The organism is Clostridium sp. TJA038 (genome assembly GCF_058310255.1).
Genome location: NZ_JBZEFA010000001.1, coordinates 30,230 through 50,483, shown reverse-complemented (window position 1 = coordinate 50,483; position 20,254 = coordinate 30,230). Strand labels below are relative to the sequence as shown.

Annotated in this window: 21 protein-coding genes; 2 read left to right on the top strand and 19 right to left on the bottom strand. The window is 28.5% G+C overall.

Translation table 11 applies throughout. The features are described 5' to 3' along the window. Window position 1 precedes the first annotated feature (1 nt). From AC4FQV_RS00245 to AC4FQV_RS00185, 13 genes are all read right to left on the bottom strand, one after another. Window positions 2-481, bottom strand: coding sequence for a F0F1 ATP synthase subunit B (locus AC4FQV_RS00245; RefSeq protein WP_491139461.1), 480 nt, complete (start codon window positions 479-481; stop codon window positions 2-4). A 99-nt stretch (window positions 482-580) separates the two neighbouring features. Continuing rightward, window positions 581-799, bottom strand: a complete 219-nt coding sequence (gene atpE, locus AC4FQV_RS00240) for an ATP synthase F0 subunit C (RefSeq protein WP_491139462.1) — start codon at window positions 797-799, stop codon at window positions 581-583. 59 nt (window positions 800-858) lie between these two features. After that, window positions 859-1,533: a F0F1 ATP synthase subunit A gene (locus AC4FQV_RS00235; RefSeq protein ID WP_491139463.1), complete on the bottom strand. Its 675-nt coding sequence runs from the start codon at window positions 1,531-1,533 to the stop codon at window positions 859-861. A gap of 64 nt (window positions 1,534-1,597) precedes the next feature. Further along, window positions 1,598-1,954 (bottom strand): ATP synthase subunit I, encoded by a 357-nt coding sequence (locus AC4FQV_RS00230; protein ID WP_491139464.1) that lies wholly within the window; start codon window positions 1,952-1,954, stop codon window positions 1,598-1,600. A 666-nt stretch (window positions 1,955-2,620) separates the two neighbouring features. Then, window positions 2,621-3,799 carry an acetyl-CoA C-acetyltransferase gene (locus tag AC4FQV_RS00225; RefSeq protein WP_491139465.1) on the bottom strand — a complete coding sequence of 393 codons (1,179 nt, stop codon included), beginning with the start codon at window positions 3,797-3,799 and terminating at the stop codon, window positions 2,621-2,623. Between the two features lie 266 nt (window positions 3,800-4,065). Next, entirely contained in the window at window positions 4,066-5,220 is a 1,155-nt protein-coding gene (gene wecB / locus AC4FQV_RS00220) for a non-hydrolyzing UDP-N-acetylglucosamine 2-epimerase (protein ID WP_491139466.1), read from the bottom strand. 64 nt (window positions 5,221-5,284) lie between these two features. Beyond that, entirely contained in the window at window positions 5,285-5,914 is a 630-nt protein-coding gene (gene upp, locus AC4FQV_RS00215) for a uracil phosphoribosyltransferase (RefSeq protein ID WP_491139467.1), read from the bottom strand. Between the two features lie 26 nt (window positions 5,915-5,940). Continuing rightward, a complete protein-coding gene (gene rpiB / locus AC4FQV_RS00210) occupies window positions 5,941-6,390 on the bottom strand; it encodes a ribose 5-phosphate isomerase B (protein ID WP_491139468.1) in 450 nt (149 codons plus the stop codon). Between the two features lie 264 nt (window positions 6,391-6,654). Then, window positions 6,655-7,707 (bottom strand): L-threonylcarbamoyladenylate synthase, encoded by a 1,053-nt coding sequence (locus tag AC4FQV_RS00205; protein WP_491163697.1) that lies wholly within the window; start codon window positions 7,705-7,707, stop codon window positions 6,655-6,657. Window positions 7,708-7,728: 21 nt separating this feature from the next. Beyond that, a complete protein-coding gene (locus tag AC4FQV_RS00200; RefSeq protein WP_491139470.1) occupies window positions 7,729-8,319 on the bottom strand; it encodes a hypothetical protein in 591 nt (196 codons plus the stop codon). 77 nt (window positions 8,320-8,396) lie between these two features. Continuing rightward, window positions 8,397-9,479 (bottom strand): peptide chain release factor 1, encoded by a 1,083-nt coding sequence (gene prfA, locus AC4FQV_RS00195; protein WP_491139471.1) that lies wholly within the window; start codon window positions 9,477-9,479, stop codon window positions 8,397-8,399. A gap of 56 nt (window positions 9,480-9,535) precedes the next feature. Continuing rightward, complete coding sequence (prmC, locus tag AC4FQV_RS00190) at window positions 9,536-11,299, bottom strand: peptide chain release factor N(5)-glutamine methyltransferase (RefSeq protein WP_491163693.1); 1,764 nt, start codon at window positions 11,297-11,299, stop codon at window positions 9,536-9,538. A 33-nt stretch (window positions 11,300-11,332) separates the two neighbouring features. Then, complete coding sequence (locus AC4FQV_RS00185) at window positions 11,333-11,932, bottom strand: thymidine kinase (RefSeq protein ID WP_491139473.1); 600 nt, start codon at window positions 11,930-11,932, stop codon at window positions 11,333-11,335. Between the two features lie 155 nt (window positions 11,933-12,087). On the opposite strand from AC4FQV_RS00185, the gene rpmE reads away from it, so the two are divergent. Together rpmE and AC4FQV_RS00175 are read left to right on the top strand one after the other, a co-directional pair. Further along, window positions 12,088-12,294 (top strand): 50S ribosomal protein L31, encoded by a 207-nt coding sequence (gene rpmE / locus AC4FQV_RS00180; RefSeq protein ID WP_003452406.1) that lies wholly within the window; start codon window positions 12,088-12,090, stop codon window positions 12,292-12,294. Window positions 12,295-12,398: 104 nt separating this feature from the next. Next, window positions 12,399-13,523 carry an MGDG synthase family glycosyltransferase gene (locus tag AC4FQV_RS00175; RefSeq protein ID WP_491139474.1) on the top strand — a complete coding sequence of 375 codons (1,125 nt, stop codon included), beginning with the start codon at window positions 12,399-12,401 and terminating at the stop codon, window positions 13,521-13,523. A gap of 40 nt (window positions 13,524-13,563) precedes the next feature. Here the strand turns inward: AC4FQV_RS00175 and rho are convergent, their stop codons facing one another. The 6 genes from rho to ispE all read right to left on the bottom strand — a co-directional run bounded on the left by rho (window position 13,564) and on the right by ispE (window position 20,239). Beyond that, a complete protein-coding gene (gene rho / locus AC4FQV_RS00170) occupies window positions 13,564-15,027 on the bottom strand; it encodes a transcription termination factor Rho (RefSeq protein WP_491139475.1) in 1,464 nt (487 codons plus the stop codon). Window positions 15,028-15,286: 259 nt separating this feature from the next. Beyond that, window positions 15,287-16,894 (bottom strand): CTP synthase, encoded by a 1,608-nt coding sequence (pyrG, locus tag AC4FQV_RS00165; protein ID WP_491139476.1) that lies wholly within the window; start codon window positions 16,892-16,894, stop codon window positions 15,287-15,289. 304 nt (window positions 16,895-17,198) lie between these two features. Continuing rightward, window positions 17,199-17,618 carry a YwiB family protein gene (locus tag AC4FQV_RS00160; RefSeq protein ID WP_491139477.1) on the bottom strand — a complete coding sequence of 140 codons (420 nt, stop codon included), beginning with the start codon at window positions 17,616-17,618 and terminating at the stop codon, window positions 17,199-17,201. A 19-nt stretch (window positions 17,619-17,637) separates the two neighbouring features. Further along, window positions 17,638-18,618 (bottom strand): tRNA 4-thiouridine(8) synthase ThiI, encoded by a 981-nt coding sequence (locus tag AC4FQV_RS00155; protein ID WP_491163689.1) that lies wholly within the window; start codon window positions 18,616-18,618, stop codon window positions 17,638-17,640. 47 nt (window positions 18,619-18,665) lie between these two features. After that, window positions 18,666-19,295, bottom strand: coding sequence for a stage II sporulation protein R (gene spoIIR, locus AC4FQV_RS00150; RefSeq protein ID WP_491139479.1), 630 nt, complete (start codon window positions 19,293-19,295; stop codon window positions 18,666-18,668). A gap of 71 nt (window positions 19,296-19,366) precedes the next feature. Further along, window positions 19,367-20,239 carry a 4-(cytidine 5'-diphospho)-2-C-methyl-D-erythritol kinase gene (gene ispE, locus AC4FQV_RS00145; RefSeq protein WP_491139480.1) on the bottom strand — a complete coding sequence of 291 codons (873 nt, stop codon included), beginning with the start codon at window positions 20,237-20,239 and terminating at the stop codon, window positions 19,367-19,369. Window positions 20,240-20,254: the final 15 nt, after the last annotated feature.

The window sequence follows — 20,254 nt, the reverse complement described above, 5'->3', positions numbered from 1 at the left end:
ATTAGATACCTACCTTTTCAATAAAATCATTTATTAATTCTCTATGTTTAGATTCGTCAATAGATTCTCCAAGTGCTTTCTCAGAAAGCATTACAGAAATATCAACTACTTGTTGCTTTAATTCGTATTTTGCTTTTTCTTCTTCTCTTTGAATTTCAATATTAGCTCTATTTATTATAGCCTCAGCTTCTCTATGAGCATCATCAACTATTTCTTTATAAATTCTATCAGCTTCTTTTTTCTGTTCTTCTCTAAGCTTTCTGCCCTCTTCTTTTGCAGATTTAAGAATTCTTTCATTGTCTAATCTTAATCTTCTTGCTTTTTCTGCATCTTCATCGGCTTTTAAGATAGTTTCATCTATAGCCTCTTGTCTTTCATCGATGGCTTTTTTGATTTTGTTCCAGAAAAAATGTTTTAATATAAGAATTAATATTATAAAGTTAATGATTGTAGCTAATATTCTCATAAAATCTATTTCCATATATCAATCACAGCCTCCCTTCGGAGTCAATTATATTAACTCTATTATCTTTATTTATTAATTACTACAAGTTCTTAATAAAAAGTACGTAATTTGATATTAAGCAACGAATAATAAGATTATTGATACAACTAATCCATAGATAGCTGTTGCTTCTGAAAGACCAGCTCCCATGATGAATAAACTTTGAATCTTATCTGATGCTTCTGGTTGTCTTGCAGTTGCTTGTAACGCTCCTGCAGTCGCAATACCTATACCTATACCTGCTCCTATACCTGCTAATACAGCTATACCTGCTGCTAATAACTTCATATCCATTAAAAATTCCTCCTTTTTCAAATCAAATAAGGTTTTTTGATTTGTCTTCTTAACTTTTCTTAGTGATCTGCTATTATTTTAATATTTACCATAGTTAACATAGTAAATACTATCATTTGTATTGTTCCATCAAAAACATCGAAGAAACCATGTGCTAGTATTGGTACCCCTAATTGTGCAAACCAAGTTATATGACCTAAACCTGAATACATTAAGTCAATTAATAGAGTAGCCGCTAGCATATTACCGAATAAACGTAGTGCAAGAGATACTGGGAAAATAATTCTCTCCATTAGGTTTAAAGGTAACATTAGTGGATAAGGCTTTAAATATCCTTTTAGATATCCTCCAATATGACATCTACGTATAGCATTAACATGAACAACAACAAAGGAAGTAATTGCTAATGCCACTGCAACACTTAAATCTTGAGTAGGAGGTGCAAGCCCTATTAAACCATAAAAGTTTAATATTAGTAGGAATATTGCTAAAGTTCCTATATAAGGCACAAAACCAATATAACTTTCCCCCATGTTGCTTTTTACTAAGTTGTAAATTGTTTGATAGATTGTTTCTAAAACAACTTGTAACTTACCAGGTTTCTTTTTAAGATTTCTAGTTGATAAGATAGCAAAAATTATAATAACAAGCATAGCTGCCCATTGAAAAATAATTGTACTACTTATACTTATACTACCAATCTTAACTGTAAACATTGGTGAAAAGATATCCACGGAATCACTCCCTTTCTATCTTAGTATTAATTTATATATGTATATAAATATTTATTTACTTTTATCATAAGGCCTTATTTCTTTTAGTATAAATAAATATTGATATCTGATGTAAAATAAATCCTACTAAGTAAAATGCTAATTCCTTAACATTTCTCATAAAAAATAATGTAAATAAAAGAATCAAAAGCATTCTCAAAATGAAGCTTATTTGTATTTTAAAAGCTCCTCTTCTTTCACTTATGACTTTATTAATTACAATTGCATTTACTGTAAAGTTAATTGTTGCAATTAAACTTCCAACTAAAAAAGCCACCCCAAATCTAAAATTAAAAAAACTAATTAACAGGGTTGCTACTATTGTCAATAAAACATTAGTTTTATTAATGGATAAAACTAAACCTTTAATTTTAGCGTTCACATATAACCTCCATCATTCTGCAATGTACTTTACTAATTATATTCCCGAATGTAATATTAATAAAATTTAAATTTAGCTTGTATTTATTAATATTCCTATATTTTAAAGTGTTTTTAACTATTTCCTTCATTTTTACTCTCAAAAACTCTCATTTTCTCTTTTACAAATTATTTATGAAATCTTTTGAATTTATACTTTCATTTTTCCGAATTTTTAAATTAATACTAAGTACCCCAAGTTAAAATCCGATTACTATTTTCGATTTTGAAATCCTTTTTTAAAAGTTTTTATTGTGAAATTCCATATTTTATTGTGCATTTTGTGAAAAAACTCTTAAACCACTATTAAGAATATAGCATACAACTTAAAAGGTTTTGAATAACCTCTTTTATATTTATTCACATTTTTTTATATTTTTTTTTTAATTTAAACAAATTTCTCACCTTTAATCCTATTTTTTTCTATTACTATTAATATTATTCATGATTTTTATAGAAACTAAAGTAAATTGTATAAATTTAAATATGAAATTTTTCTACTATTAAGGTGCAATTTATATAGTATATTTTTAACTTTTATCATAAAATATTCAATAAAAATTTAAAAAGGTATCATCCTATATAGAATGATACCTTTAAAATATATATTATAATAATGGTAAACTTATTATCTTTCTACAATTAGAGCAGTTCCCATTCCTCCACCTATACAAAGAGTTGCTAAACCTTTTTTAGCATCTCTCTTTATCATTTCATGAAGTAATGTAACTAAAATTCTAGCTCCTGAAGCACCAACTGGATGTCCTAAAGCTATAGCTCCACCATTTACATTTACCTTACTCATATCAAATTCTAAGTCTTTAGCAACTGCTAAACTTTGAGCTGCAAAAGCTTCATTTGCTTCTATTAAATCAAGGTCATTAACTGTTAATCCTGTTCCTTCTAAAGCTTTTTTAGTTGCATGGAATGGACCATAACCCATTATTGAAGGTTCTAATCCCTTTGAACCATAAGAAACTATTTTACAAATAGGTGTTATTCCTAATTCTTTTGCTTTTTCAGCACTCATTACAACTAAAGCAGCAGCACCATCATTTATACCTGAAGCATTACCTGCTGTAACTGTACCATCTTTTTTAAATGCTGGTCTTAGTTTTCCTAACTTTTCAGCTGTTGTTCCAAATCTAGGGAACTCATCTGTATCAAATACTATAGGTTCTCCCTTTCTTTGTGGAATTACAACTGGAACGATTTCATCTTTAAATTTACCAGCTTTTATAGCTTCTTCTGCTTTTCTTTGAGAATTTGCAGCAAATTCATCTTGCATTTCTCTAGTTATTCCCCATTGTTCTGCTATGTTTTCAGCTGTTATACCCATATGATACCCATTAAAAGCATCTGTTAAAGCATCATTAACCATAGCATCAACCATTTTTCCATCGCCCATTCTTTGACCAAATCTTGCTGTTCTTAAGATATAAGGTCCTTGTGACATATTTTCCATACCACCAGCTACTATAATATCAGCATCACCTGCTTTTATCATTTGAGCAGCTAATGCTACACATCTTAATCCTGAACCACAAACCTTATTAATTGTCATTGAAGGAATATCTACTGGTAAACCAGCTTTTACAGCAGCTTGTCTTGCTGGATTTTGACCTAAGCCTGCTTGAATTACATTTCCCATTAAAACCTCATCTACACATTCTGGTTTTATATTTGCTCTATTTAAAGCTTCCTTAATAACTAAAGCTCCTAAATCTACAGCAGGTACATCCTTTAATGAACCCCCAAAAGAACCTAGTGCTGTTCTTACTGCACTTGCAATAACTACCTCTCTCATATCAAATACCTCCCAATTTAGTTAAAAATTATCAAAATTTTATTTTTTTTCTAACTGATTTAATTATACCTTTAAAATTATTACCTTTCAATATTTTTTGTTAAATTTTAAACAATCTTTTTCTCTATTTTTTATCTTTTTAAAAAAAAAGACAGATAATTAAGCTTTATTATAGAAGTATACCTTTAAAATTTCTATAATATTCTAATTATATGTCTTTATTTTACATTTATTGAAAATATATTTATTTAGTTTTTTAACAAAGTTTATTTACTAACGAACTCTTCAACTACTTCATCACTTTTTCCAAAATAATTTAAAATAGCTTTAACTATTCTTTCAGAAGCTTTACCATCTCCATATGGATTTATAGCTTTACTCATTTTTATATAAGCTTCTTTATCATTTATAAGAGTATTAGCCTCTTCAACTATTTTGTCTACATCAGTACCAACTAATTTAACAGTTCCAGATTGAACAGCTTCTGGTCTTTCTGTAACATCTCTTAAAACTAATACTGGTTTTCCTAAATGCGGTGCTTCTTCTTGTAGTCCACCTGAATCAGTCATAACCATAAAGCATTTATTCATTAAGTTATGAGTTTCTTTTGTATCAAGTGGCGGTAAAAGATGAACTCTTTCTTTTCCATCAAGATTTTTATAAACTACATCTTTTACAACTGGATTTAAATGAACAAGATAAACTAATTCAACATCTTTGTTCTCTTCAACTATTTTATTTAAAGCTGTACAGATATTTTCTATACCTTCTCCCCAGTTTTCTCTTCTATGAGCAGTTATCATTATAACCTTTTTATTTTTAAAATCTATTTTGTTTAATTCGTCATTTTCAAAAACGTAGTTATCTTCTACAGTATGTTCCATAGCATCTATTACAGTATTACCTGTAATTTTTATGTCATTTTCATTTATTCCTTCTCTTAAAAGGTTAGCCTTTGAACCTTTAGTTGGAGCAAAATGTAAATCTGCTAAAGCTCCTGTTAATTTTCTATTCATTTCCTCTGGGAATGGGAAATACTTATCAAAAGTTCTAAGTCCTGCTTCAACATGACCTACTCTTATTTGTTGATAAAATGCTGCTAAAGCACCTGCGAAAGTAGTAGTAGTATCGCCATGAACAAGTATCATATCTGGCTTTTCTTCTATAAATACTTTTTCTAATCCTTCTAAAACTCTGTTTGTTATTCCTGTAAGAGTTTGACGATTTTTCATTATGTCTAGGTCAAAATCAGGTTTTATATCAAATAACTCTAAAACTTGATCTAGCATTTGTCTATGCTGAGCAGTTACGCAAACCTTTGACTCTATTTCTGATCTTTTTTCTAACTCTTTTACTAGTGGAGCCATTTTTATAGCTTCCGGTCTTGTTCCAAAGATAGTTAAAACTTTTATCTTTTCCATGAATCATTTACCTCCAAAAATAATTAATAGCTACTTAAAATTTAAGTAGCTATTTAAATTATAACTATTTTGTTCCAAATAGTCTATCTCCTGCATCACCTAATCCAGGAACAATATATCCATGATCATTTAATTTCTCATCAATACAAGCTACATATATATCTACATCTGGATGAGCTTTTTTAACAAATTCTATGCCTTCTGGTGAAGAAATTAAGCACATAAGTCTTATTTGCTTAGCCCCTCTTTTCTTTAAAAGAGTTATAGCATCTGCTGCTGAACCTCCTGTAGCTAACATTGGATCTACAACTATTACATCTCTTTCTGCTATATCTTGTGGTAACTTACAGAAGTATTCTACAGGTTGAAGTGTTTCTTCATCTCTATATAAACCTATATGTCCTACTTTTGCAGCTGGTATAAGTTGTAGCATACCATCTACCATACCTAAACCTGCTCTTAATATTGGAACTATAGCAACTTTTTTTCCTGATAAAACCTTACATTTAGTTTTACAAACTGGAGTTTCTATATCAATTTCTTCCATAGGAAGATTTCTTGTTACCTCATAAGCCATAAGCATAGAAACTTCACTTACTAACTCTCTAAAATCCTTAGACCCTGTATTTTTATCTCTTATAAAAGCTAACTTATGCAGTATAAGTGGATGTGTTATTTCTGTTACATTACTCATTTTATCTTCCTCCTAAAATCCCTATATTATTTTGAATATTTTTCTTCAATAGCTGTTATTTTATCTATTCTTTTTTGATGTCTTCCACCTTCAAATTCTGAATTTAAGAAAGTGTCAACTATATCTAAAGCTAATCCTGGTCCTACAACTCTCTCACCCATAGCTAAAATATTTGCATTATTATGTTGTCTTGTTGCATGAGCACTAAATGTGTCAGAACATAAAGAAGCTCTTATTCCTGGAACTTTATTTGCAGCTATAGATATACCTATACCAGTTCCACAAATTAATATACCAAAATCAAACTCTTTATTAGCTACAGCTTCTGCAACCTGTATAGATATATCAGGATAATCACAAGATTCTGTGCTGTATGTACCAAAATCCTTTACTTCAATACCTTTTTCTTGTAAATGCTTTATCACTGTGTTTTTTAAATTAAATCCACCATGATCACAACCTATTGCTATTTTCATTTCGTTAACCTCCATTATACCTATTTAAATTAATATATTATTTTAAAAAAAGTGCTTTTTCAATGACTAATAACACTACTTAATTTTAAAAATCAAATAGTAAAGCCAAATAAAAAAGCACTCTTTTTATTAAATAGAAGAAAACTAGATATAAAATTTAAAACTTTTAAAAAATCAAATATAGAATTTTGTAAAAAGTCAAATTCAAAAAAATTCCTTTTTGAAAAAAGTTTCATTTTAATCTAGCTCCTTCCACATATATTCTTAAACAATTATTATATCAAATCCACAGGATTTTTTTAATCTATTCATTATGGCTACCCCTAAATCTTTTTCTTCAAAAGATTCAGTTATTATAATATCAACTCCTAAGTCATCAAAACTTCTTAACATTTCAAACAAGTTTTTAGTTACAGAAGTTAAATCACTTCTAGTGCCTAAGGACTTTACAATCCCTTCATTATACATAGAAATTGTTTCATCTGTTGCCATAATTCCAACTTTTAAATCTTCATCTATGTAATTATGCACTATTTCTTTAATTTTTTCAACCATTTTATTTACTGGTCCTTGAACCATTCTAACTTTTGCCTTAGGAGCATAGTGTTTATACTTCATTCCTGGAGCTTTTGGTTTTAAATTCTTATCTAAAGAACCTAATATAGCCTTATCTATATATGCTCCCTTGTCTATTTCCTTTAGCATTTCTAAAGTTATTCCTCCAGGTCTTAAAACACATAGATGTTCTCCTGTTGCATCTACTATAGTTGATTCCACACCTATTTCACTTTTTTTATTTCCAATTATAAAATCAACTCTTCCATTTAAATCTTCTTCACATCTTTCTATATCTGTAGGGCTTGGTCTACCTGATATATTTGCTGATGGTGCCGCTATTGGAACACCTGAAAGTTCTATTAATTTTAATGCTATATCATCCTTTGGCATTCTAACCCCTACAGTATCCAATCCTGCTGAGGTAACATTTGAAACTATATCTTTCTTTTTTAAAATTATTGTCAAAGGTCCTGGCCAAAATTTATCCATTAATTCCTTTGCAAAACTTGGTATTTCAGCAACATATTTTTCTATGTCATTTTTATGAGCTATGTGTATTATTAAGGGATTATCCTGTGGTCTTCCCTTTGCAATAAAAATCTTTTTAACCGCCTCTCCATCTAAGGCATTTGCACCTAATCCATAAACTGTTTCTGTTGGAAAAGCTCCAATACCGCCATCCTTTATAATTTTAGCAGCTTCCTCTAAATATACTATGTCTTTATTTATATCTTTTATGAAATGTACCTTTGTATTCATAAAATAGTATCACCTTCATCTTTATAAATTCTTTTGACCTCTTGCAATTTTTATATTTTCAATACTCTCATTTGTATAAGTTGCTGTAACACAATTTTTATAAATATCATCTAAAAGCTTAAATTTTTTTAAAGCTCCTCTTTTTATAATTATATAATACCATTGTTTTTCTTTATTTAATTTAACCATTTTGTTATAATCCTTACTTAACCCAGGATGAACTTTGCAAAAATATTCTCCAACTGGTTTACCAAACTTTCCTTTTCTCCCTTTGTTAGTAAAAACAATTATAATTTTCATATCTTCAAGTTCATTTTCAGTATGGACTAACCCTACCCTATCACAATAAATATATTTATATTTAGATAGTATATTAGGTTTTATTTTTAAAATTCCATTCTCTAAACTATATTCCAATCTAATATTATTAAAATTTTTAATCATAACTATGACTATAAAAATTTCTAAAAGAATTAAATATATTATAAGAAAATCCTTATAAACCTCAAAAAAGCAAACCAAAAGAGGCAATAATATTAGAAGTACTACCATAAGAAACATGAATCTATTATATGATTTTTTTTGTTTTTTTATAGCTTTATCTATATCCATAATTATATTCCTCTTTAAATTACCATTTTAAAACTATGTATTTTTAAAGCCTTACATTATTAATGTAAGGCTTTTTATTAAAATTCAGTATTACCCATAGCTTTCATCTTTTGAGCTTGATCTTCAGTAATTAGAGCATTTATTATTTCGTCTATATCACCTTCTAAGAAACTGTCTAGCTTATATAAAGTCATATTTATTCTATGGTCTGTAACTCTTCCTTGTGGATAGTTGTAAGTTCTTATTCTCTCACTTCTATCCCCAGTACCAACCTGACTTTTTCTATCTTCAGCAATTCCTGCTAATCTCTCAGCTTCAGCTTGCTCAAATAATCTAGCTCTTAACACTTTCATAGCTTTTTCTTTATTTTTAAGCTGTGATTTTTCATCTTGACATGAAACAACAAGTCCTGAAGGTAAGTGAGTTATTCTTACAGCTGAGTCAGTTGTGTTAACACATTGTCCTCCATTACCTGATGCTCTAAAGACATCTATTTTAATATCTTTATCATTTATTTCTATTTCTACATCATCAACTTCAGGTAAAACAGCTACTGTAGCAGTTGATGTGTGGATTCTACCTGAACTTTCTGTATCAGGAACCCTTTGAACTCTATGTGCACCACTTTCGTATTTAAGCTTTGAGTAAGCACCAGCACCCTTTATCATAAATACAACTTCTTTGAAACCTCCAATATCAGTTTCATTAGCACTCATAAGTTCTACCTTCCATCTATTCTTTTCAGCATATTTAGTGTACATTCTGAAAAGATTAGCTGCAAATAGTGCTGCTTCATCTCCACCAGCACCACCTCTAATTTCAACAAATACGTTTTTATCATCATTAGGATCTTTTGGTAATAAAAGAATTTGTATTTCGTCCTCTAATTCTTTTTTTCTTTCTGTTAAGTCCTTGATTTCAGAGTTTATCATCTCTCTCATCTCTTGATCACTTTCTTCAGAAAGCATCTCTTTATTAGCTTCTAATTCCTCAGTAGCTTCCTTATACTCTTTGTACTTATTAACTATAACTTCTAAATCAGCATGTTCCTTACAAAGCTTTCTCCACTCTTTTTGGTTAGCCATTATTGAAGGGTCACTAATTTTAACTGAAAGTTCATCATATTTATTTTCAATAAAATTTAATCTATCAAGTATCATCTATTATCACTCCGTATACAGATTTTCATATTTTACAATTATATCACACTATTAGACTACAATTCAAGGTTTACTCTCCCTATAACACACCTATCTAAACCTGCTAAATCTTTTATTATCTTAACATTTAAGTAACCTTTTTCTATCATAAGATTTTTAACATCTTCTCCTTGGTCATGTCCTATTTCAAAGGCTAATATACCATTTTGATTTAATACTTCTAAAGATTCATCAATAATTCTTCTATAGAATATTAATCCATCTTCTCCTCCATCTAAAGCTAAATGAGGTTCATAGTTTTTTACATCTTCCATTAAAGTACCTATAACCTTACTTTTTATATAAGGAGGATTTGAAACTAGAACATCATATTTATTTCCTCTTTTTATAGCTTCACTTAAAAGATCACTTTTAATAAAACTACATCTTTTTGATAATTCTAGTTCTATTATATTTTTTCTTGTAACTCTTTGTGGAATATCATCAATATCTATTAAATCAACTTTAATATTTTTTCTATAACTTGCTAAAGATAAACCTATTGCTCCACTTCCACAGCATAAATCACAAAGAATAATATCTGAATCTTCTTCTATATTTTTTAAAACTTCCTCTACAATTATTTCAGTATCTCCTCTTGGTATTAAAACACCTTTTTCAACATGAAAATCTAATCCCATAAATTCACAAGTTCCTAAAATATATTGTATTGGCATTTTAGCCTTTCTTCTTTCTAATAAATTAAAGAAATGTATTTCCTCTGACTTTTTAACTTCTTCATTTTTATTAGTCATAATCCAAATTTTATCTTTTTTTAAAGCTTCACCTAATAATAATTGAGTATCTAATATATATGTGTCTATATTAGCATTTTTTAAAGTTTCATTTCCTAAAGCTAATAACTCATAAACTTTTTTCCTTGGTTCTTTCAATCCTTCAGCCCTCCTTAAAGAAGCTATAGCAACTTCTATTTGTGAATCATCTGGTTCTCTTGTTGTTAACTTTTGAAGTTGTAAACCTGGTAAAGCAATTATCCTTGCAATTTTCCCTTGAGAATTACCAAGCCATTTTATTAATTCATAAGTTATTCCAGCTACAACAGGTAACATAATAACCCTTATAACAGTTCTTTGCAATACAGAATCCCATTTTGTAAAGGAAAATATAAATATACTTACTATAGCTACTAAAAATAAAAAGTTAGTTCCACATCTTGGATGAAATCTTGGATACTTTTTAACATTTTCAACAGTAAGTTCTTCTTCATTTTCATAACAAAATATAGTTTTATGCTCAGCTCCATGATATTGAAAAACCCTTTGTATATCTGAAACTTTTCCCATTAAATACATATATCCTAGAAGAATGCTTATACTTATAACTCCCTCAATAGCACTTAAAGTCCAATCTGGAAGGTTAAACTTTTTAAGTAAAAATGTAATTCCAGTTGGTATAGCTATAAACAAAATAATTGCACATAAAAATGAAAACATCATAGTTACCGTAATAATTACATTGTTAGCTTTTTCACCTAACTTGCTATTTAACCACTTTTCAAATTTAGAAGGTTCGTCATCCTCAAAAAAACTTGCTGAATAGTTTAAAGATTTTAATCCAACAACTAAAGATTCAACAAGAGTTACAAATCCTCTTATAAAAGGTAATCCTAAAATTTTATTTTTCTTTGTGTATGGTATTGTTTCTTCAAAAGAAACCTCTATGTTTCCCTTAGGAGTTCTAACAGCTGTAGCTGTTCCCTTGGCTCCTCTCATCATAACGCCTTCTAATACTGCTTGACCGCCTACTTGGCATTTTCTCATATTTTTTAACCCTATCCTTTCATATACTATTTATTATTTATGAGAATTATCTCCATACTTATACTTAAAATAACATTCCCCACATAAAGATTGATATTCAACATTATCAACTAAATCTATAGCAACCTGTTCTCCTTCAAAGGTAAATTTACCATTTATCATTCTTCCATTTAAAACAGCCTTTTTACCGCATTTACATATAGTTTTCATTTCTTCTATGCTATGGGCTAATAGTAGAAGTCTTTCACTTCCTTCAAAACCGTTCATTTGAAAATCTGTTCTTAAGCCATAACATATTACAGGAATATTCTTTCCAACTGCAATTTCAAAAAGCTCATCTATATGATGAGCTTTTAAAAATTGAACCTCATCAACTATTATACAATCTATTTTTCTACCCTTATTTAATCTATCTTCAATTATATCTATAATATTTTCTTCATTTTCTATTAAAATATCTACAACTCTTTCAACACCAAGTCTTGAAACAACCTTATCTCCACCCTTTTTATCTGTAGAAGGCTTTATTATTATAACTTCCATGCCTCTTTCTTCATAATTGTGAGCTACTTGCATAAGATGTGTAGATTTTCCTGAATTCATAGCTCCGTATCTAAAATATAATTTGCTCATTTTAAATTTAAACTCCTTATCCTTTTATAATATTATAAATATGATTATAACTTAAATAAGAAAGCTTTTAAACTATTGACGATTAAATATACCCATGATATACTTGTTAATAGTTGTTTAGCAACATTTTTTTATTTTTGAAAGAGGTGAATTACATGAGACAAGGCATACATCCAGAATACCATCACGATACAGTGGTTAAGTGTGCATGTGGAAACACTTTCACAACTGGTTCAGTTAAACCAGAACTTAAAGTTGAAATATGCTCTAAGTGCCACCCATTCTTCACAGGAAAACAAAAAATCGTTGATGTTGGCGGAAGAGTTGATAAATTCAACAAGAGATTTAATCTTAATAAATAATTTCTTTATGGGAAAGACTCGTATCTTTCCCATTTTTATTTATAAGGAATATTTTCCAAATAAACTTTGTTTTAAATAGATTTTAGTAAAAGTGAGTGGATATAATGAAAAAAGTTCTTATTTTAAGTACATCTACTGGTTATGGTCATAATCAAGCAGCCAACTCTTTAATGGAACTTATAAAGAATGATAATACTGAAATTCTTATACACGACTTTCTTAAGGAGAACCGTTTCTTTGATAGATCAATAGTAAATGGATATGATTTATGTGCAAGTTCCCTAGGAACACTTTATGGTGTAATTTATAAACTTAGTAATGTAAGATTTATAAATAGTTTAGTTAGTTTTCTTTTTTTACCTGTATCGAAAAAACTAGAACAGTTTATAAGTAATTTTGATCCAGATTTAATAATCACAACACACCCTTTATCTATAAGTATTCTTTCTCATTTGAAAAAGAAGAAAAAGATAAATGTTCCTGTTATTTCAGTTGTTACTGATTTTATGTGTCATTATACTTATGTTTCTAAATTAATTGATCATTACATAGTTGCTTGTGATTTTACAAAAGAAAACTTAGCATCAAAAGGAATTTTAAAAAGTAATATTTCACCCTTTGGCATTCCAGCAAAAGAGGCTTTTTATAAAACAGATTATCATAATTATGTAGAAGAAATTATCCAATCACCATTAAATATTCTTTTAATGGGAGGCGGTATGGGTTTAGATAATATATCTAAAGTATTAAAAACCCTAATAAAAAATGAAAATCCTTTAAATTTAACTATAGTCTGTGGAAATAACACTGAGCTAAAAACAGAGTTATGTAAACAATATGGACATATAAAGGGTAATAAAGAGTTAAATATTTTAGGATACACTACGGAAATACCAAAAATTATGAAAAACTCAGATTTAATTATTACAAAACCTGGTGGGCTAACTACTACTGAATCACTTTTAAGTCATCTGCCTATGATAATACCATTTATAATCCCTGGGCAAGAAAGTGAAAATAGAGAATTTTTATCAAGTAGTAATTGTGCCATTCCAATTAAACATTTAGATGAATTAAATGATATAATAAATGAATTAAACTTAGAGTCTAACATATTAGTAAATATGAAAAAAAGCATTGTAGAAGTTTTAAGTTCATATTCACCTGAAGGAACAATCAAACTTTGTCATGAAATGCTTGAAAATTCATATAATAAAAGAAGATATTAAAGTACCTAAACTTTAATATCTTCTTTTGTTATACTTTTTACTATCCTTCAAAATCAATTTTTAAAACAACTTGTAAAAAATCCTTGTTATTTTTAGTTTTAGATAGTAAATTTATAATCTTTTCAGCAACATCTTCTATATTATTTTCCTTTTGCATAACTCTTCTAATTTTATATGAAGCTTCTCTTTCCTCTTCATTAAATAAAAGGTCCTCTTTTCTAGTACCTGATTTATAAATATCAATAGCTGGGAAAATTCTTCTTTCTTGAAGTTTTCTATCTAGATGAACTTCCATATTTCCAGTACCTTTAAATTCTTCAAAAATCATATCATCCATTCTGCTTCCTGTATCTACTAAAGATGTAGCTAAAATAGTTAAGCTTCCACCTTCCTCTAAATTTCTAGCAGCTCCAAAGAATTTTTTAGGCATTATAAGAGCTCCTGGGTCTAAGCCTCCAGATAATGTTCTTCCAGAAGGAGTAACAGTTAAGTTATATGCTCTTGACAATCTTGTTAAAGAATCCATTAAGATAACAACATCTCTTCCCTGCTCAACCATTCTCTTTGCTCTTTCTAAAACTATACTTGAAACCTTTGCATGATTTTGTGGTTCCTCATCAAAGGTTGAATAAATAACTTCACCATCTATACTTCTTTTCATGTCAGTTACTTCTTCAGGTCTTTCATCTATTAAAAGCACAATAAGTTTAACTTCAGGATTATTTTTAGATATATTTTGAGCTATCCTTTTTAAAAGAGTTGTTTTACCAGCTTTAGGAGGTGCAACTATCATTCCTCTCTGCCCTTTTCCTATAGGACAAATTATATCCATAAGTCTTGAACTTAAATCTCTACTATTATCTGTTTCAAGTCTTAATCTTTCCTTAGGATATATTGGTGTTAAATCTTCAAACTTTTTTCTTCCTATAGCTTTTTCAGGACTTTCCCCATTTACCTTTTCAACGTAAAGTAGAGCTTTAAATTTTTCCCCTTCCTTTGGGATTCTAACCTTACCTTGAACTTCATCACCTGTTCTTAAACCAAACCTTCTTATTTGAGAAGGAGAAACATATATATCATCTTCACTAGTTAAGTAATTTCTACATCTTAAAAATCCAAAATTATTATTATCTAATATTTCAAGTATTCCCTTAGCTGAGTCTGATGAACTAATCATGTCTTTTAATTGTTCTTTCTTACCCTCTTCATTTGAACTATTATGATAATTACCATTTCCATTAAGGTTATTACAATTTTTAATTACTTTCTCATTTAAACTATTTTCTTTATATCCACTATTTTCTTTTTGAGATATTTTTTCTCTTAAAATAACGCCATCTTTATGTATTACTTTACTAATATTATTATTTTCTTTTTTAGATACTTCTTTTAATTCTTCGATTAATTCGCTTTTTCTTTTTCTACTTATGTTTTTTATTCCTAATTCCTTCGCCTTTTCCATTAGCTGAACTAAAGTCATATTTTCATATTGTTCTATATGCAAATTAAGCACCTCCTGCTTCTTTTAAATAGTGGAATAAATAAAGAAAAGTAATTTTTAGATTGCTTTAAGACTTTTATATATAGAAAACTTCGAATATCCTATTAAAAATGTATAAAATTTCTTATGTTAAATATTTATATTATTATCATATCATATAAAATCTAATCTATATATAGTATATTTTAATAACATTTTGTGTTGATTCTTAATAAAAAAAGGATATCCAACCTATTAAGGTTAGATATCCTTTTATAAACTATTATTTATTATTTAAAGCAGCACCAACAAAACCTACAAATAATGGATGTGGTCTATTTGGTCTTGATTTTAATTCAGGATGATATTGAACTGCAACAAACCAAGGGTGGTCCTTAACTTCTACACATTCAACTAATCTACCATCTGGTGAAGTACCAGCTATAGTTAATCCATTTTCTACTAATTGACTTCTATATTCATTATTAAATTCATATCTATGTCTATGTCTTTCATATATTAAATCTGATGCATAAACATCTTTACAGAAAGTATTGTCTTCTAATCTACATGGATATAATCCTAGTCTCATTGTTCCACCTAAATCTTCAACATCCTTTTGTTCTGGCATTAAATCAATTACTGGATATGGTGTTTCAGGGTCTAATTCTGATGAGTGAGCTCCCTCTAAACCTAATACATTTCTAGCATACTCTATAACAGCACATTGCATTCCTAAGCATATTCCTAAGAAAGGTTTTTTATGTTCTCTAGCCCATCTTATAGCTTCTATTTTTCCTTCTACTCCTCTATCTCCGAATCCCCCTGGAACTAAAACTCCGTCTACTCCACTTAGTAATTCATCAACATTTTCCTTAGTTACATTCTCAGCATTTATCCACTCAATTTCAACATTAGTATCATTGCTTAATCCACCATGATTTAAAGCTTCAACTACTGATATATAAGCATCATGTAACTCAACATATTTACCAACTAAAGCAATTTTAGTTGTATGAGTTAAGTGAGTTATTCTATGAACCATATCTATCCACTCTGCATTATCTATATCTCTGCATCCTAAACCTAATTTTTCACAAACTAATCTATCTAAGCCTTCTTTATGTAACATTAAAGGAACAGCATATAAATGTTCAGCATCTAAGTTTTGAATAACTTCATTTGCATCTATATTACAGAATAAACCTATTTTCTTTTTAATATCTTCTGATAATTCTTTCTCTGATCTACAAACTATTATGTCAGGTTGAATTCCTATACTTCTTAATTCCTTAACAGAATGTTGAGTTGGTTTTGTTTTTAACTCACCAGCTTTTCCTAAGTAAGGTACTAATGTAACATGTATAAAACAAACATTTTCTTTGCCTACATCATATTTTATTTGTCTTATAGCTTCTAAGAAAGGTAATGATTCGATATCACCTATTGTTCCACCGATCTCAGTGATTACTACATCTACATCTCTTTCTTTTCCTACTCTATGTACTCTTTCTTTAATAGCGTTAGTTATGTGAGGTATAACTTGAACTGTTCCTCCTAAGTATTCCCCTTTTCTTTCCTTTGATATTACTGACCAATAAACTCTACCTGAAGTAACATTTGAGTTTTGAGTTAAGTTTTCATCTATAAATCTTTCATAGTGTCCTAAATCTAAATCAGTTTCTGCACCATCATCAGTTACAAAAACCTCTCCATGTTGATATGGACTCATTGTACCTGGGTCTATATTTAAATAAGGGTCAAATTTTTGAATACTTACACTTAATCCTCTATTTTTTAATAATCTTCCTAAAGAAGCAGCTGTTATTCCTTTTCCTAAAGAAGAAACAACTCCACCTGTTACAAATACATACTTAGTATTTTTGCTCATATTTTTTCCTCCTAAATTTTTTCTTGACATATCTCTTTATTTCATTTATAATGATAATTACCTCATTTAGAATGGGTTTTTATTGCTTGATTTAATAACATAGTAGATATTCTATCAAAAGTTCAGACATAAGTCTAGTACTTTTTTGTGTTTTTTAATTTTTTTATTTCTAGAACGTTTACTAGTTATATTTTACTCATATTTTTTAAAATTAATTATAAATATTAAAATTGTTAAGTTGAAAATTTTCAACTTTTTTTATTTTTATCATAATAAAAAAGGGCTATTTTATAGCCCTTTTATTTTATTCATCTACCTTTATTTTCATACTTAAATTAGTTTTTATAGGTTCTTGTCCACCAGCTACTAAATGATATTTTATAGATATATTTCCACCTTTTTCATCTACATCTAAATCTAATTCCTTAGTAGTTGTTTTAAGTTCTAACATTCCATAAGGAGTATTATATAGTGCTACTTGAGTATTGTCTTTTTTAAATTCCATTTTAGTACTAGTTGTACCCTCTCTATGTAACTCAACTTTATCTCCCTTTATTTTCAAAGTAGTCTTAGTTCCTTCCATACCTGAAATTTCAGTCTCATCATAAGTAGCTATAAACTCATCTCCTACAATAGAAAACTCTCCTACAGTTACAACTTCTATTTTTTCTCTATCACCTATATCTTGTGTACTACATATTGATATTATAGCTTTTTTACTCATAATAATATCCTCTCTACTACTATTGATTTATCATATATTTCTTTAAATCTTCATCTTTAAATGGAGTTATAGTTATAGTTTTCACTTCTCCATCTTTATCATAATTTATTTCAACTAAGTCCTTATCTTTTTCCTTACAATATCTTCCGCAAATTCTAGCTGCTATTTCAAGGTCCTCATTATTAAATTCTCCTCTTAAAATAACAGGTGCTCCTGTTGAATTTTTTGAAGTTACTAAAATATCTCCATCTTTCTTTAACTTAATTATATCTTTCCACTCGTCAGCATTTCTAGCTACTATAACTTTATTTTTTGGTGATATTCTCATATGTCTTCCATATTTTAAAACTTCAATTTCATCCTGTGCTACTTCATCTTGATTATCAAGTAAATCACTTAATCTTATAGCATATCCTGGTTCTGTTAATTTACATCCTCCTGCTGGTGATGGATAATCGACTATATTCCACTTTTCAGCAAGTTCCATTTGAGCTTTTCTACTTCTACCTGATATTTTTAATAATTTTTCTCTATCTACTAATCCATTTAACTCCATCTCTGTAGGTTCTAAATTTAAAGCACATAATGGTCTTAATATTTTTTCACTAAATCCTGATTCTTTTTTTACTGTATTTAATGCTTGTCTATTTTGAGACATTGGTCTTTGATTTAAAACCTCACCAGTTATTATAAAATCAGCATCAAATTTCTTTAAAAGTTCCCCTGAATATCTCATCATCATTGCATGGCAATCTATACAAGGATTCATGTTTTTCCCTCTTCCATGCTTAGGGTCTTTTACCATTTCAAAATGTTCTTTAGAAAAATCTATTACTTCTAAAGGCATATCTATTTGTTTACACATTCTTTTAGCATTTTCTTCATTAAAAAAATATGATTTAAAACAAATTCCTATTACTTCTATTCCTTGATCTTTTATAAGCTTTGCAGCTAATATACTATCTAATCCACCTGAAACCATGGCTAATGCTCTAGTCATATATTTCTCTCCTCCTAAAATAACTTTATTATCCTATGTTAATTCTTTTAATTAAATAAATCAAATATCTTCAATCCAAATTTAACATTATTTTCTTTTTTATTAACTTTATCAAACTCTTCATCAGTTAATACATCCTTCATTTTCTCCTCTGTTTTATCATAGGAAATCTGTCCCTTAGTTACATCTATAAAACAAAGTGGAGGAAACATAACACACCACCAATTTTCACCTTCGCCTTCACCTATTAATATTCTATAGGCTTCATACTCTCCTTGTGGTAATATAATATTTCCATATTGCTTAACTGGAAAGTTCTCTCTAGATAATGTAGTTTCTACATTATAATTAAATCCTTGAGATTTTATGTAATCTTCTGCTATTTTTATAATATTTTCATCTTCTCTTTTCAATATTTCTCTAGACTCTTCTAAGCTTTTTGATTCTTCTAATATAGGTGAAATATATTTTAAAACTTCATCCTTAACTTTAAGCTTTAACTCTTGGTCAATATCACTATTGCTATTAGCTAAAACATGAAATCTTATTAACTTCTCACTTATATCTTCAACTAAACTTTCTTCTGTTGCTCCTAAAGCTTGTCTACCATCTAAAGAAACTCCTATTAAAAATAAACCTACAATACCTAATAATAAAACTGATAATATTTTTTTCATAACAATACACCCCCTGATACCTTAATTATTACCAAGGAGTCTTTATTATATACATACTAAAAAATTATTTATTAAAATTTATTGCCTATATTATTTATAGTTCTTGTAATATAAACATCTGAATATTTATACTTATTTTTTAAGAACTCAAAAGCTCTCTGTGCTGTTAACATGTCCTCAAAGAAAGAAAATACTGTAGGTCCGCTACCACTCATCATAGCCCCTAAAGCACCATTTTTTCTCATATCGTCCTTTATATTTTTTAATATGCTATGTTTTTTTAAGGTTACATTTTCTAATACATTTTTCATATTTTTAGCTACATAGTCTAAATCATCCTTTTCCATAGCATTAATTAAACTCTCTATGTCTACATGCTTTCTTATTTTATTTATATCTAAGCTTGTATAAACTTCTTTAGTTGAAACTCCAAAATTAGGCTTTAATATAACTAAAATTTTATTTTCAAAAGCTTTTAAAGGAGTTATAACTTCTCCAATACCTTCACATAAAGCAGTTCCTCCCTTAATACAATAAGGTACATCTGCACCTATCTTTAATCCAATTCTCTCTAATTCTTCTAAAGGAGCCTTAACATTAAAAATTTCATTCATTATTACTAAAACTGCTGCTGCATTTGTGCTTCCTCCTGCCATCCCTGCTGCAACTGGTATATTCTTTTTAATATTAATTTTTACTCCCTGCTTTATTTTAAATTCTTCCTTAAATAAAACTGCTGCTTTATAAGCTAAATTTCTTTCATCTGTAGGAACATAATGTTTATTACAAGTTATGCTTATTTTCTCATCCATACTTTTTTCTATATCTATAATGTCATATAAATCAACTGTTTGCATTATCATTCTTAATAAATGATAATCATCTTCTCTTTTTCCAACAGCATCTAAGGCTATATTTATTTTTGCATAAGCCTTCATTTTCATATAATCACCCTTCTT